The organism is Gracilibacillus sp. YIM 98692 (assembly GCF_010993965.1).
Taxonomy (GTDB): domain Bacteria; phylum Bacillota; class Bacilli; order Bacillales; family Amphibacillaceae; genus Gracilibacillus.
The window spans coordinates 1-13554 of sequence record NZ_WIXM01000050.1; the positions used below are offsets into that span (position 1 = coordinate 1).

The window sequence follows — 13554 nt, forward strand, 5'->3', positions numbered from 1 at the left end:
AGCGAAGTATATTTCTGAAGCGGTATTTCACACTGCAACTTATTCTATTGCGCAGTATGGTTCTAATACGCAACTTAGCATGTTAGAAAAATCATTAAAGAATGAGCAAATTTGCTTGGTTTTTACAATGAAAATGTATTAAGTCATGGGAAAAAAGGGAAAACGAATAATAATAAAACAACATACCATACTACGAGAGAGGAAGTAGGTGGAATAGATGAAAATTGGTGTACCAAAAGAAATAAAAGCAAATGAAAATCGAGTCGGAATGATCCCTGCAGGTGTCATGATGTTAACACAGGCAGGACATGAGGTGAAAGTCGAAACAAATGCAGGAATGGGCAGTGGTATTACAGACAAGGAATATGAAGAGGCTGGTGCTCAAATCGTGCCAACAGCTGAGGATGCATGGGAACAAGACCTTGTTGTCAAAGTAAAAGAACCACAACCTGAAGAATTTTCCTATTTTCGTAAAGATTTAATGCTTTTTACGTACTTACACCTTGCTGCAGAACCAGAAGTAGCAGACGCTCTTATCAAACATAAAGTAACTGGGATTGCCTATGAAACCATACAATTATCAAATGGTTTTTTACCCTTGCTCACCCCAATGAGTGAAATCGCAGGTCGAATGTCCGTGCAAGCAGGAGTACGTTTTCTCGAAAAAGTCCATGGAGGAAAAGGTGTTTTACCAGGTGGTGTCCCAGGAGTAGAGCCAGCCAATATTGTTATTATCGGTGGTGGAATTGTCGGAACAAATGCTGCTAAAATGGCAATCGGTCTAGGAGCCAATGTAACCTTATTAGATATCAATATCCAACGACTGCGCGAATTAGAAGATTTATTTGATGGAAAAATTAGGACGCTTGCCTCGAATGAGTACAACATTGGCTCACAAGTGAAGAAAGCGGATATGGTCGTCGGAGCTGTGCTTATACCCGGAGCCAAGGCTCCAAAGCTAGTAACAGAGGAAATGATAAAAAACATGGAAGCAGGTTCTGTCGTCGTAGACGTTGCCGTGGACCAAGGTGGATCAATTGAATCGATAGATCGTATTACGACACATGAAAATCCCGTATATGTGAAGCATGGTGTTAACCATTACGCCGTTGCCAATATACCTGGTGCAGTTTCTAAAACGGCAACATTTGCCCTAACCAATGCGACAGCTCCTTATGTATTAAGGTTAGCTAATAAAGGATTAAAAGATTTTATTCAACAAGATAAAGCCTTCGCAAAAGGATTAAACACCTATCAAGGAAAAATTGTTCACCAAGCCGTTGCTCAAGGGCTAGATAAACGGTATATCGAGCTAAATACTATTTTTGAATAATAAAAGCTTGAGGAATCTATCCTCAAGCTTTTATTATTCAAGGGTTGGTTCGTAGTTAATAACTTCGAGTATAATAGGGGTGCCGCTCGATAGTTGAGATTCTTCTGGCACGTTAATGGATAAGTTTCCACTTCCTGATTCTCCTGCTGTGTAGGTGAAGTTGTCTTTCATTTGCAACATGCCATTAATGTAAACATTAAAATAGCTATTGTTCATCTGTAATTCCGGTAATGCTTGAGCACTTTCTCCTGTATCATTTAAAAAATCAGAAGCGTCGATCTTTAATACTTCGCCTTCTCCAACGTCTTCTGTTGTTTGAAAAAAAAACCTAGTAACAGTTGGTGTTGTAATAAGTTTAGATCCCATAGCAAATGTTGGTTTAATAATTTTGAGTCCCATTTGATTGATCCTCCTCGAAATTTTGCATTGTACTACAACATATGCATAAATGTCTCGGTTGGCGTTGATTCCAGTAAAAATAGGCGGAGGTCACGAATAACTCCAATGACCATATACTACAAAATAGAAGAAAGCATAAAGGGTGTGTAGAAAATGAGTAAAACACAGGTCTATTTATCTCTTCCTGTTAATAAAGACCCGCAGTCTAAAAGATTTAGCCCACCCAAAACAACGGACTTGATCACTTTAGTGACGATATCTGATGAAGAAAAATATGAATATCATGTAAGTGATTTCGAAGCATTTCCTCTACCTGACACTCGAATAGAAGAAATGGATCTTTCTTATACCTCATTATTTGTTAACGGAGTAATACAACCCAACACCCATTACCAATTTAAAAATGGGACTTTGACCTTTTTAACAGAAGATACACCGGAAAAAAATGTGCCCATTATTTTACAGTTAGTAAAAATTCAGTAGTCAATAGAACATAAAAAATCGGGAGGAACTTTATACCTCCCGATCGCTCTTTACCTTATCAGAATTTATATCGTGTTACCGATGAAGTGAATTCGACGTAGATATCACGATTAGGAAGATAGATAAGGGCAACTACGTCTCTGACTTCACCAAGGGCTCGTCAATCGACGAGTTTTCTTTATTTATAAAAAGCCAGCTCTTCTTCGATGGCTTTACGAATTTTCTCTAATGTTTCTTCAGGGGTTTTTCCGTGAACTCTTTTACCATTTACCATGACATATGGCTTTAAACGACACATTCCACAAAAATTCAGACAATCATTTATTAATACAGCAACTTCTGGATATTCTGATTCGATAATTTGCTCAATATCGATCGTGTTCATTAGGTTACTATCACATACTTCAACTACGACGATTCCCATTATAATCACCTTCCATCTATGTGCAATTGCACAGGAATCGTTTACTTAAAATACAAGTGTTACGTACTTTTGTCAAGTCCTAAACCAGTATATATATAAAGAATGGTACGAGTAATGAAACCACAACGGCGCTGATCGTCATGGACAAAGCACTTACGGCTCCTTCTAATTCGCCAAGCTCTAATGCTTTAGCTGTTCCAATCGCATGAGAGGCTGTCCCAATGCCTAATCCGCGTGCAACAGGGTGGGAAATGCGAAATAACTTCACAACACCAGGACCAATCATTGCTCCACTAATGCCAGCAATCATAACAAAGACAGCAGCAAGAGAAAGATTTCCGCCAACGGTATCGGTAACACCTAGAGCAACTGGTGTTGTCACAGACTTTGCTGCGATGGTTCGGATAATCTCTTGTTGAAATCCAAACCCTTTTGCCATTGCTATACCACTGACAATGCCAACTGTTGAACCTGAGAGAATACCGACAGTGATAGCTTTAACATATTTTTTTATTAACATACGCTGTCGGTAAAGAGGCACAGCTAAACTAACGACTATGGGACCTAAGAAAAGATCAATCCACTTACCGCCTTGCATGTAAGTTTGATATGGAATATCGAAAATAAGTAAAAAGATCACTATACTAAAAGTGCTCATGAAAATTGGCAAGGTGAAAGGATTCGGGAAACGTTGATATAAGCGTTTGCTCCCGTAAAATATGAAAATGGTAATGACAAGAAAAAGTGTGCTGATAAACCAATTATTCATTTCGATTATCCCCATTTTTTAAAGTAAATTGTGTTAACAGACCAGCAATGGCTATAACGAATATCGTGCTCAAAATAATGCTAGGTATCATGATGATTCCTTTTCCATAAAAAAAGTCGAAATACTGTATAATCCCTACTGTTACAGGGACGAAAAAAATAGGCATATCTTTTATTATAAAATCTATGCCTTCTTCAACCCAATCTATTTTTATTACTTGAGCAGTAAGCAATAAGAAAAATAAAAGCATACCAATAATGCTTCCTGGTATGACGAGCGAGAAATATGCCTGAATGGCTTCTCCAATATAATAAAAAAGAAAAAGTACTGCTATTTGTAAAATCCTTTTGGTCCATGTAAACATTTCTCCATCCTCCACTACATTATCATACGCTTCAGATGTTGGGTTAGGCAAGTATGAAGTTTACCCACAACCTTTTCCACAAAAAAAACTTAATAAATCATAATATACTCAACTTATCCACAAATTCCACATATTTCGTCAAAAATCAGCAGTGAATAAGTGATAAGGAAATACCAGTTTCCACAACACTTATTCACATTATGCACATAATTGTGGATAATGCATGTGGATAAATTCATTATAAATTATCACGGTGAACAATTGTCCGTAAGAACTCCGCTAATGGAAGTCTCTCTTTATGTAAAAATATGTCGTAATGCCTTATCAATAGTTGGATATTGAAAAGGGTATCCTAAATCAATTGCTTTTTGTGGAAGAACTTTCTGACCATCCGCCACGAGTATGCTCATTTCACCTAATACTCTTTTTAAGAGAAAAGCAGGGGTTGTAAGCCAGTTTGGACGATTTAAAGATTGGGCTATCTCCTCCGATAATTCGTCATTTTGTACAGGGTTTGGAGCAGTAATATGATAAACATCTTTTATGATAGGATTGTCTAGCGCATACAAAACCAAACTGACAACATCTTCTATATGTACCCACGATACCCATTGTTCTCCAGAGCCAATTTTACCACCTGCATAAAATTTAAATGGTAAAGTCATGAATGGTAAAGCTCCTTCCTCACCTAATACTACACCTAATCTTGCAATCACTGTTCGAACCCCTTCCGCTTTAGCTTGGAAAGCTGTCTTTTCCCATGCTTGCGTCACTTCAGCTAAGAAATCGTCTCCTTTGTCAGGAGAAGATTCGGTAAACGTTTTTGATTTGGAGGTACCAAAATAACCAACCGCAGAAGCATTAATCAATACTCTTGGTTTATGTTCCATCTTGCGAATCAATTCAATGATCGCATATGTAGTGTTAATACGACTTTGAAATATTTTGTCTTTTTTTCCTTTTGTCCAATAGCCGTATAAGGTTTCACCAGCTAGGTTAATAATAGCATCTATGTTTGATAATTCTGATTCTGGTTCTTGATTGGCACCCATCCACCCCACATAAGTAACTTGTGAGCTGTTTTGGTATTTTTTAGGGTATCTTGTCAAAATAAAAACATGATCTCCTCGGTTGATTAAACTTCTCGTTATATGCTTTCCAACAAAACCAGTACCTCCAGCAATTACAACATTCATCTACAAGTCCTCCTTCTATCTATTTACAGAACTAACGTTCGTGATATATAATGAAAGTAGAGGTGATAAAGTTGCTTGAAATCTCACGAATAACCACCCAAAAAAAATCTAAACATCGTTATAATATATATTTAAGCGAAAATGGCACAGAATACTATGGCTTTAGTGTAGACGAAGATCTACTAATTCAATTCCAATTGCGAAAAGGCCTTTCTCTTTCGAACGACATGATGGAGTCTATTAAGCAAAAGGATGCTTCTTATAAAGCTTATACCCTATCGTTACATTTTTTAAGCTACCGAATGCGATCAGAGAAAGAATTAACAGATTATTTACAAAAAAAAGATATTCCTATCCATTTTATTGATGAGATTGTACAGAGATTAAAACAAGAGAGGCTTCTGGATGATAGGGCATTTAGCGAAGCGCTAGTGCGGACGCGGATAAATACTTCAAATAAAGGGCCTTTACTAGTGAAAAAAGAGCTTTTGGAAAAGGGGATATCTGCAGAAATAGCGGAGCATGCATTATACCAATATAGCTTTGACAAGCAATATCAAAAAGTGGAAAAATGGATGGTTAAAAAGCTCCAACATTCTGCTAAAAAATCGTATAAGCAGCAACTTGAAAGTGTAAAGCAATCCTTATTGCAAAAGGGCTTTACACAAGATGTCATTGCTGAGGCGATTGAAAATACAACAATGGTGCGTAATCAGGATACAGAATATCAAGCCATTCAGTTTCAAGGTGAAAAGTTAATCCGAAAGTATGCACGAAAAGAAACAGGCTATGTTCTAGAACAAAAAGTTAAAGCAGCATTATTTCGTAAAGGATTTGATGCTTCTTTAATAGAACAGTACCTCGAAGATAATCTAGAGTCCTGATATTCTAAGATGATTTGATTGTAATAGTAAGTTGTTCAATGGCTTCATAGACATCTTCTACTACATAAGTTGCTTTTGCCTTGACTGGTTCAGGTGCTGTTGCCATTGCAAAGCTATAAGGTGTCATTTCAAACATCGGAATATCATTATAAGAATCTCCGATTACTGCTATTTCACTTGTCTCGATGTTCAGCTGTTTGGCTAGTTTTTTTAACCCGTTTCCTTTACTTACATGCTTCGGAACAATATCCATGCAGCGTTCATCCGAAATATAGGATTCTATTTGTTCAGCAAAATGATTATTTAGTTCACGCTGTAATGAAAATAATTGTTCTCCTTCACCTAATAACATGAATTTACTTGGGTGAACTGTGTCACCGTACTCATCGATAAAATCAACACCTTCAATTAATGGGAAATATTGAAGTGCTTCAATTGCTCTTATCTCTTCATTTTTTTCAGATATATAGATTTCATCAGCCGTTGTGATACAGAATATAGTAGGGTAATCTTGAACGGTTTTATGAATGGCTGCACTTGTAATAGCATCAAAGGTTTTACTATATATTTTTTGATTGCTTTTTACATCAACAAAGGCACCGTTCTGACTAATGCGGTGTGCTGATAAGCCGATTTCTTTACAGATTTCTAATATATCTCGATCCATGCGCCCCGTAGCAATAGCAAAATCGATTCCATGATTGGAAAGTGTATGCAAAGCTTTTTTATCATGTTCTTTGATGTGATTTTCTGGTTTTAACAAGGTTCCATCTAAATCTGTAGCGAATAATTTAATCATAAAGAAGTCTCCTTCAGTAAGTTAATCTTTTTTTATTATACAGGACATCATCGTTTAACGGAATGTCTTCCTATATTAAAAGTGTGTAAAATCTGAAAGTTTTACGACTTGCAACCGTCATGATAAAATATTCATAAGGGAATGCTGAGATGGTGGTGTCATAATGGATAGAAGATATAGTACGTATACAGTAGAAGAGTTAAGACAAGAAATTGCTGAGTTAAAACAAAAAGTTCAAAGGGCAGAACAATTAGGGAATGTCAGCGAATATCAAATTTTAGAACGAAAAATGCAAATGGCAAGTGCTTATTTAATCAACCCAGATGATTTTGAAAAAGGAGCAAGGTATGAACTTGCTGGAGACCCTGGGCAATCGTTTGAAATAACGTATATAAATGGAGTTTTTGCATGGGGACACCGTGTGAACTTATTAGGTCAGAAATTTGAAGTGGAAGAAGCGGTACCTATTTCTATATTAGGAGTTAAACAAGAAAATTAAAGGATATAGGTGAGGAAAGAAATGCATAAGGAGATAGAAAAATTAGCTGATGAGCTATTAGCAAAAAACCCTTCATTGACAACCTTAGAAGCGAGAAGTTGGGTAGAGTTATTATGGGAAGATTTTGAATCTACAAGAGCCAAAGCTGGAAGAAAATATGAAGGGGTCGAAGTTACGATGAAAATTGTCAGACACTGGATTGAACAGTATGGAGATAAATTAGATGATTTTGCAGAAAGATACCCTAAGTATAAAAAAATGGTTAATGGAAATAATATAACACATTAACGCAGGAATCACCATTTACGGTGATTCCATTTTGCTATTTGGCTCTTTTCGTAATCTTTATTTTTTATTACATAGTAGAACCAAACTACGACATAAGACTTAAAAAAGCTCTGAAGACCGCTCCAGAAATATACTTCGCTTTCCGGGGGCACGGCTTCAGCTTCCTCGGCAGCAAGCTGCCTGCGGGATCTTCAGCTCGCGCTGTTCGAAGCCACTGAAAAAGTGTCTATTTTGAAAATCGCACAACACTCACTATATATAGTTATTCCAGTTTATTAAATCTTTATATATAGTAGGTGTTTGAGTTGACTTAAACAATTTAGGGACTTTTTCAGTGGCCCCGCGCTGTTCCCCCAGGAGTCTACGTATATTTCTTCCGCTTGTAAGTAGTAAGAAAATGTATTTTTTCTCACTAAAAACGAGCACCCATCCAAGCTACGGAAAACTACGAGACTCCTGTGGAAAAGGAACAGTCTGAAGACCCCTCGGGCGAGCGCTTTTTGCTCGTGAGGAGGCTGAAGCGTTCCCCGCGGAAAGCGAGTGGTTTTCCGCAGCGACGATTCAGCACGAGTAGGATGAGTTAGTGCGCAGTGAGGGGGTATTGTAAAAAAGAATAAATTTTTAGATAGTAGACTTTTTGTAAAATAAATAAAAACCAATTTGTTTTTACTAAAAACTGAACTTAAATTACTGAAAAAATAGGTAAAATTGATTGAAAGCGCTTAAATTGTATGTTATTATTAAAATAAGCTAATAATAATTTACTAAAAGATATAGTATTTACTAAATACATAGCGAGGAATGAGGTTATGGCGACAATTAAGGATATTGCGGCACAATCGAAGGTTTCTCCAGCAACGGTCTCTAGGGTGTTAAATCATGACGAAACGCTGTCCGTCTCGGAGGAAACACGACAACGTGTAATGGAAGCCGCGCAAAGGTTAAACTATCAAACCAAACGTGTCAAGAAAAAGAAAAATAAGAAAGAAATAAATTACAAAGTAGGAATCTTTCTTTGTCAAACAATAGAGGAAGAATTAAGCGATCCATACTATTTGTCCATTAGACAAGGAGTAGAAAGTGAATGTGATAGGCTAGGTATTGAAACGACTGAAATTTATCGAATTCAAAATTTCCAAATGTCCAAGCTTAATGTAGACTTAGATGGATTAATTGTGATTGGAAAGTTAAATAAGGAAGTTGTCGAATCATTACATCAAAAGATTAGCCATTTCACATATATTGATTATTCACCTGATCCCAAAAAATACGATTCAGTGGTCATTGATTTCCAACAATCCACAAATAGAGCATTAGATCATTTGCTCGATTTAGGTTATCAACAAATTGGCTTTATTGGAGCACAACATGGAGAGCATACAAAGGGAAATGAGATGAGGTATTTTGAGGATGAAAGGCATACTGTTTTTAAAGAAAAGCTGACTGAATTAGGAAAATATATAGAAGATCAAGTCTTTATTGGAGAATTTACAATGACAGATGGCTACCGACTAATGAAAGAATCAATCACTCAAGGAAATGTACCAGAAGCATTTTTTATTGCTAGTGATCCGATGGCCGTCGGGGCTTTAAGAGCTTTACAAGAGGAGGGAATTCGTGTACCGGATGATGTAGCAATTGTCAGCTTTGATAATGTAGAAATGGCCAAATTCGCTAGCTGTCCATTAACCACTGTTCACGTTCGAACAAAATACATGGGGAACATAGGTGTGAAGCTGTTAGTGGAAAGACTGCAGGGAAGAGAAATTCCATTAAAAGTCACAGTCCCAACTGATTTTGTAGTCAGAGAAAGTTGTGGCGCTAGAAAGTAAAATAACATTAATTTAAGGGGGTGAGGCCCACTTAAGTGAAAAAACAAAAATAAAAACAGCTCTAGAAATATTTGGGCAGAAACATTCCTAGAGCTAAAAACAGTCACTCTTTTAGTAAGAGCACCTCCATTATATAGGACATCGGTGCTCAAGGGCAACGGAATTACTCACGAGTAAGAGGGTTTTATCAATTTCGATTTTTCAGAAAAGGGGTTTAATTTATGAAAGCGCTTTTAAAAACAACATTATTTATAGTATTTATGACTATTCTGTTAATCGGGTGTTCTAGTGGAGATAACTCTTCTGAAGAAGCAAATGGAAATAATCAAGATGAAGGAAATAATGAGAGTGCAAAAGACTCCGAAACACTTTCTTTATTTTCAACTGTGACAAATGAAGCAGATCAACAAGCATTAGAAGGTGCCATTAATCAATTCGAAGAAGAAAACCCGAATATTAATATTGATTTTAACTTTCCTGGTGACGGTTATGAAAGTATGTTGCGTGTCAAAATGGCAGCAAATGATATGCCGGATTTATTTGATACACACGGTTGGGCGAAAAATCGATATGGCGAGTACACAATGGATTTAAGCGATATGGATTGGGTGGATGATTTAGATCCTGCTTTAGAACAAATCTTTATGGATGAGGAAGGAAAAGTGTACGCTTATCCAATCAATCAAGCAAAGGATGGCTTAACTTATAACAAAAATGTATTAGATGAGTATGGCATTGAACCACCAAAAACTTTTGATGAATTTACGCAAGCGTTAGAAACAGTAAAAGAAGAAAGCGGCGGTGACGTTACACCGTTTTGGTTTGCAGGAAATGATGCTGGTTCATTTGGTCAGTACTTTGATCAGTTTGCCACACCATTATTAATCACACATTCAGATCATGATTACAGTGAATCACTACTAGATGGCTCATTTGATTGGTCAAACTATACCTTTTTACCTGAAAAGTTAAAAGAAATGCAAGAAAATGATTTATTAAATGTAGATGTGTTAACAGCACAAAGTCATCAGCAAGCGCAGTTATTAGCTCAAGGGAAAATTGCTTTTGTCATGGCAACAGTACCGATTAATTCTGTGAAAGAGTTAAATCCTGATACAGAATTAGGTGTTATGCCTGTACCAGCGATCCATCAAGGTGATAATCCGAGCTGGATTGGGGGAGAACGCCACTCTATGGCAGTATGGAAAGATACAGAACACCCTGAGGAAGCTAAAAAATTTATTGAATTTATCTCACAGCCGGATATCGTAAAAGAATTAGCAGAAGGTACATCACTACCAGCTGGTTTAACTAATGCAGATCCAGATATTTACTATGCAGATTATTATGAAGAATTTGCAGATGTAAAGGTAGAGCCATATTTTGATCGTGTTTACCTGCCAAGTGGTATGTGGAATCCAATGGGAACTACAGGGCAAGAGTTATTATCGGGTGCAATGACACCGGAACAAGTTTCAGACAAGATGGGTAAAGAATACACAAGATTATTGGAGCAAGAGGAAGAAGAGTAAATAGGTTTTCTAAAAAACGGTCAATAGATAAGCTATTGACCGTTTTTTCATGTTAGTATCCTTTTACGAAGTTGTTTGTTCGTCCACGTTTAATTTATTTCGCAGCTTTTTTTCTGAAAATACCCAACCAGTATAGGAATTCATAATTTGTAAATGATCATCAATTTGGACAATGGCAACAAACGGATAATGTCCTTCATGGCGATAACGTAGGTCCATAAATCGAACCTCAGTAAAATCATCGTATTCATGGATTTCCCACCTATATATAGGAGAGAAGGATAGAAAAGCGGCAATGTTTTTATCTGATAAGGCTTTGTCCATTAATGGATTATCTGGCAAAATGTGTTTCTTGAATCGATCATCCACTTTAATATGTCCATCTTTTACTTGCCCAACAAAAAATTGCGAATCTGTACTTATTGCAACACGCCATATATTTTGCTTAGTGGTAGGATAAGTAGCAATCTGTTCAATATTATCAAAATTCTCATAAAGTAATTTAACAATTTCCCGCTTGTCGAGATACCTTTTTATATAATACAATACAATAATAAAATAAATAGCCGCCCAAGTGTAGCCTGGATGTGCACCAATGATCCAAGCAATAATGCCAATCAGATGCAAGGAGAAAATGTATGGATCAAAGGTGCTGATGAAACCGTGAGCTACCCATTTTTTTGTGAATGGCCTATATGCTTGTGTACCATAAGCATTAAATATATCGACAAATACATGTAGAATAACCGCTAGGAAAGTCCATAGCCATAAATGAAGGAAATTCACCTCTGGTACAAATAAATGTATGATGGATGCAACAAAGATCCCCCAAAAAATGACAGCAGGGATGGAATGGGTGATGCCGCGATGATGTCTAATATAAGCTGCGTTATTTTTAAGCTTCATGATGGTGTCAAAATCTGGTGCATGAGATCCAACGACAGTGCTAACCATAACAGCCGTCATAAAAGTAGAATTGCCAGCAATAGCAGGGTCTAATGTGGCGACACCACCTATTGCAATGCCCATCGTAATGTGTGTTGCTGTATCCATCTAGGTTACCTCCTTCATCTTTTATTAAATAATATGCGGTTTATGTCAACATTTTTAATCATTTTATCATGAAGGATGTCAGCTTGTGAAAAATAATTATACGTCTAATATAGATATACCCCAGTTTAGAGATGATTTAATCCAATGGTTTGAAAAAGAACAGAGATCTTTACCATGGCGAGAAGATCAAGATCCTTATAAAGTATGGGTTTCTGAAATTATGTTGCAACAAACGAAAGTAGATACAGTTATTCCTTACTTTCAGCATTTTGTTCAATTATTTCCCACTTTAGAAGCTTTGGCTGACGCGGAGGAACAAAAGGTGCTAAAAGCTTGGGAAGGATTAGGTTATTACTCCCGTGTTCGCAATTTACAATCTGCAGTACGTGAAGTAGTGGGATCTTATGATGCGAAAGTTCCGGATGATCCTAAGCAACTTGGTGACCTAAAAGGTGTAGGTCCTTATACAAAAGGAGCTATTTTAAGTATTGCATATGACAAGCCAGAACCAGCAGTTGATGGTAATGTCATGCGTGTACTTTCAAGAATATTGCGTATTGAAGAAGATATAGCTAAGCCAAAAACAAGAAAAACCTTTGAAGCAGTAGTGCGAGAACTTATATCAAAGGAAAATCCATCTGCTTTTAATCAAGGATTGATGGAATTAGGGGCCTTGGTTTGTACGCCTAAGAATCCATCCTGCTTGCTTTGCCCCGTCCAAGAGCATTGCCAGGCTTTTCATGATGGTGTTGAGAAAAATTTACCGATCAAAACGAAAAATAAAAAACATAAACAACAATCTTATTTTGCTCTAGTTATAGAAGATGATGCAGGGAACATTTTGTTAGAACAAAGGCCGAACGATGGGTTGCTTGCTCAAATGTGGCAATTCCCAATGATTGAAATGAAAACAGTAGATGAAAAGCATTTATCTGTATACGTGCAAGAGAAATATCAAGTAAACGTGAAAGAAAAACAGCGCATTGAACCAGTCAAGCATGTATTTTCCCATATAACATGGCATCTAGATGTCATGTTATTATATGTCGAAGGAGATATTTCTTTTAATGAAAATGGCAAATTACTTTCGATAAATGAGATTAGTGACTACCCTTTACCAGTTTCTCATCAAAAAATATATAAGCAATTAAAATAACACTTGGCATGAAGCCAAGTGTCTTTATTACATAGTGAAGGTAAGTGGCTCGAAAATAGGAAAAAGTGACTCGATTAACTAATATAATGTCTCGAAAACATCATAAAGTGGCGCGAAAGTTTCCATCCGTTACTATATTATTTTTGTATAAAAAAATCTTGCCTGGGTAATCTAAATTTCGTGGAGGTGATATGGATGGCTAAACAACAAAACAACCAAAACCCAAGCAAGACAAACGCAGCTGAGGTAAAACGTCAAAATCAACAAGCGGCACAAGGACAAGGACAGTTTGGTGCTGAGTTCGCTGGAGAAACAAACGCACAAGAAGTGAGAAAACAAAACCAAAAGTCTCAAAACAACAAACAATAACAAAAAATTGAATAGAAAAGAAAGGCTCTTCTAGATGTAGAAGGGCCTTTCTTTTTTTTATAGGAAAATATAAATTGTCAGCAAGGAAGTTATCTCGAAGTAGTGGGCAATTTTAGGAATATAGATAAGTGCAACTACGTCTCTGACTTCGCTAAAGGCTCGTCAATCGACGAG

Annotated in this window: 16 protein-coding genes; 9 read left to right on the top strand and 7 right to left on the bottom strand. The window is 36.7% G+C overall.

Annotated elements, in window-relative coordinates; genetic code table 11:
• The first annotated feature begins 217 nt into the window (after nt 1-217).
• Nucleotides 218-1333: an alanine dehydrogenase gene (ald, locus tag GHD00_RS20065; RefSeq protein WP_163539973.1), complete on the top strand. Its 1116-nt coding sequence runs from the start codon at nt 218-220 to the stop codon at nt 1331-1333.
• Between the two features lie 33 nt (nt 1334-1366).
• Here ald and GHD00_RS20070 read toward each other — a convergent pair whose 3' ends face one another.
• Nucleotides 1367-1732, bottom strand: coding sequence for a DUF4183 domain-containing protein (locus tag GHD00_RS20070; protein ID WP_163539974.1), 366 nt, complete (start codon nt 1730-1732; stop codon nt 1367-1369).
• 153 nt (nt 1733-1885) lie between these two features.
• On the opposite strand from GHD00_RS20070, the gene GHD00_RS20075 reads away from it, so the two are divergent.
• Nucleotides 1886-2215 carry a DUF4183 domain-containing protein gene (locus tag GHD00_RS20075; protein ID WP_163539975.1) on the top strand — a complete coding sequence of 110 codons (330 nt, stop codon included), beginning with the start codon at nt 1886-1888 and terminating at the stop codon, nt 2213-2215.
• Nucleotides 2216-2393: 178 nt separating this feature from the next.
• On the opposite strand, the gene GHD00_RS20080 is transcribed toward GHD00_RS20075, so the two are convergent.
• From GHD00_RS20080 to GHD00_RS20095, 4 genes are all read right to left on the bottom strand, one after another.
• Entirely contained in the window at nt 2394-2639 is a 246-nt protein-coding gene (locus tag GHD00_RS20080) for a YuzB family protein (RefSeq protein ID WP_163539976.1), read from the bottom strand.
• Nucleotides 2640-2718: 79 nt separating this feature from the next.
• Nucleotides 2719-3408, bottom strand: coding sequence for an LrgB family protein (locus GHD00_RS20085; protein WP_163539977.1), 690 nt, complete (start codon nt 3406-3408; stop codon nt 2719-2721).
• Nucleotides 3401-3772: a CidA/LrgA family protein gene (locus GHD00_RS20090; RefSeq protein ID WP_163539978.1), complete on the bottom strand. Its 372-nt coding sequence runs from the start codon at nt 3770-3772 to the stop codon at nt 3401-3403. Before GHD00_RS20090 ends, GHD00_RS20085 begins: the two co-directional genes overlap by 8 nt.
• A gap of 296 nt (nt 3773-4068) precedes the next feature.
• Nucleotides 4069-4968 (bottom strand): TIGR01777 family oxidoreductase, encoded by a 900-nt coding sequence (locus GHD00_RS20095; protein WP_163539979.1) that lies wholly within the window; start codon nt 4966-4968, stop codon nt 4069-4071.
• Between the two features lie 71 nt (nt 4969-5039).
• Here GHD00_RS20095 and recX point away from each other — a divergent pair, with 71 nt between their 5' ends.
• A complete protein-coding gene (gene recX / locus GHD00_RS20100) occupies nt 5040-5852 on the top strand; it encodes a recombination regulator RecX (protein WP_163539980.1) in 813 nt (270 codons plus the stop codon).
• Between the two features lie 4 nt (nt 5853-5856).
• Here the strand turns inward: recX and GHD00_RS20105 are convergent, their stop codons facing one another.
• Entirely contained in the window at nt 5857-6651 is a 795-nt protein-coding gene (locus GHD00_RS20105) for an HAD family hydrolase (protein ID WP_163539981.1), read from the bottom strand.
• A 163-nt stretch (nt 6652-6814) separates the two neighbouring features.
• Here GHD00_RS20105 and GHD00_RS20110 point away from each other — a divergent pair, with 163 nt between their 5' ends.
• The 4 genes from GHD00_RS20110 (at nt 6815) to GHD00_RS20125 (ending at nt 10802) form a co-directional block, all read left to right on the top strand.
• Nucleotides 6815-7150 (top strand): YfhH family protein, encoded by a 336-nt coding sequence (locus tag GHD00_RS20110; protein ID WP_163539982.1) that lies wholly within the window; start codon nt 6815-6817, stop codon nt 7148-7150.
• 21 nt (nt 7151-7171) lie between these two features.
• Nucleotides 7172-7438 (top strand): YfhJ family protein, encoded by a 267-nt coding sequence (locus GHD00_RS20115; RefSeq protein WP_163539983.1) that lies wholly within the window; start codon nt 7172-7174, stop codon nt 7436-7438.
• A gap of 809 nt (nt 7439-8247) precedes the next feature.
• A complete protein-coding gene (locus GHD00_RS20120) occupies nt 8248-9270 on the top strand; it encodes a LacI family DNA-binding transcriptional regulator (RefSeq protein WP_163539984.1) in 1023 nt (340 codons plus the stop codon).
• A 221-nt stretch (nt 9271-9491) separates the two neighbouring features.
• On the top strand, nt 9492-10802 hold the full coding sequence (locus tag GHD00_RS20125) for an ABC transporter substrate-binding protein (protein WP_163539985.1): 1311 nt from the start codon (nt 9492-9494) through the stop codon (nt 10800-10802).
• Nucleotides 10803-10865: 63 nt separating this feature from the next.
• Here GHD00_RS20125 and GHD00_RS20130 read toward each other — a convergent pair whose 3' ends face one another.
• On the bottom strand, nt 10866-11855 hold the full coding sequence (locus GHD00_RS20130; RefSeq protein WP_163539986.1) for a metal-dependent hydrolase: 990 nt from the start codon (nt 11853-11855) through the stop codon (nt 10866-10868).
• Between the two features lie 85 nt (nt 11856-11940).
• Between GHD00_RS20130 and mutY the strand changes: the two genes are divergently transcribed.
• Nucleotides 11941-13011 carry an A/G-specific adenine glycosylase gene (mutY, locus tag GHD00_RS20135; protein ID WP_163539987.1) on the top strand — a complete coding sequence of 357 codons (1071 nt, stop codon included), beginning with the start codon at nt 11941-11943 and terminating at the stop codon, nt 13009-13011.
• A gap of 195 nt (nt 13012-13206) precedes the next feature.
• On the top strand, nt 13207-13380 hold the full coding sequence (locus tag GHD00_RS20140; protein WP_163539988.1) for a gamma-type small acid-soluble spore protein: 174 nt from the start codon (nt 13207-13209) through the stop codon (nt 13378-13380).
• Nucleotides 13381-13554: the final 174 nt, after the last annotated feature.

Excerpts from the sequence above, each read along its gene's own strand:
- ald (WP_163539973.1), top strand. The coding sequence starts at position 218 with ATGAAAATTGGTGTACCAAAAGAAATAAAAGCAAATGAAAATCGAGTC.
- GHD00_RS20070 (WP_163539974.1), bottom strand. The coding sequence starts at position 1,732 with ATGGGACTCAAAATTATTAAACCAACATTTGCTATGGGATCTAAACTT.
- GHD00_RS20075 (WP_163539975.1), top strand. The coding sequence starts at position 1,886 with ATGAGTAAAACACAGGTCTATTTATCTCTTCCTGTTAATAAAGACCCG.
- GHD00_RS20080 (WP_163539976.1), bottom strand. The coding sequence starts at position 2,639 with ATGGGAATCGTCGTAGTTGAAGTATGTGATAGTAACCTAATGAACACG.
- GHD00_RS20085 (WP_163539977.1), bottom strand. The coding sequence starts at position 3,408 with ATGAATAATTGGTTTATCAGCACACTTTTTCTTGTCATTACCATTTTC.
- GHD00_RS20090 (WP_163539978.1), bottom strand. The coding sequence starts at position 3,772 with ATGTTTACATGGACCAAAAGGATTTTACAAATAGCAGTACTTTTTCTT.
- GHD00_RS20095 (WP_163539979.1), bottom strand. The coding sequence starts at position 4,968 with ATGAATGTTGTAATTGCTGGAGGTACTGGTTTTGTTGGAAAGCATATA.
- GHD00_RS20105 (WP_163539981.1), bottom strand. The coding sequence starts at position 6,651 with ATGATTAAATTATTCGCTACAGATTTAGATGGAACCTTGTTAAAACCA.
- GHD00_RS20110 (WP_163539982.1), top strand. The coding sequence starts at position 6,815 with ATGGATAGAAGATATAGTACGTATACAGTAGAAGAGTTAAGACAAGAA.
- GHD00_RS20115 (WP_163539983.1), top strand. The coding sequence starts at position 7,172 with ATGCATAAGGAGATAGAAAAATTAGCTGATGAGCTATTAGCAAAAAAC.
- GHD00_RS20120 (WP_163539984.1), top strand. The coding sequence starts at position 8,248 with ATGGCGACAATTAAGGATATTGCGGCACAATCGAAGGTTTCTCCAGCA.
- GHD00_RS20125 (WP_163539985.1), top strand. The coding sequence starts at position 9,492 with ATGAAAGCGCTTTTAAAAACAACATTATTTATAGTATTTATGACTATT.
- GHD00_RS20130 (WP_163539986.1), bottom strand. The coding sequence starts at position 11,855 with ATGGATACAGCAACACACATTACGATGGGCATTGCAATAGGTGGTGTC.
- GHD00_RS20140 (WP_163539988.1), top strand. The coding sequence starts at position 13,207 with ATGGCTAAACAACAAAACAACCAAAACCCAAGCAAGACAAACGCAGCT.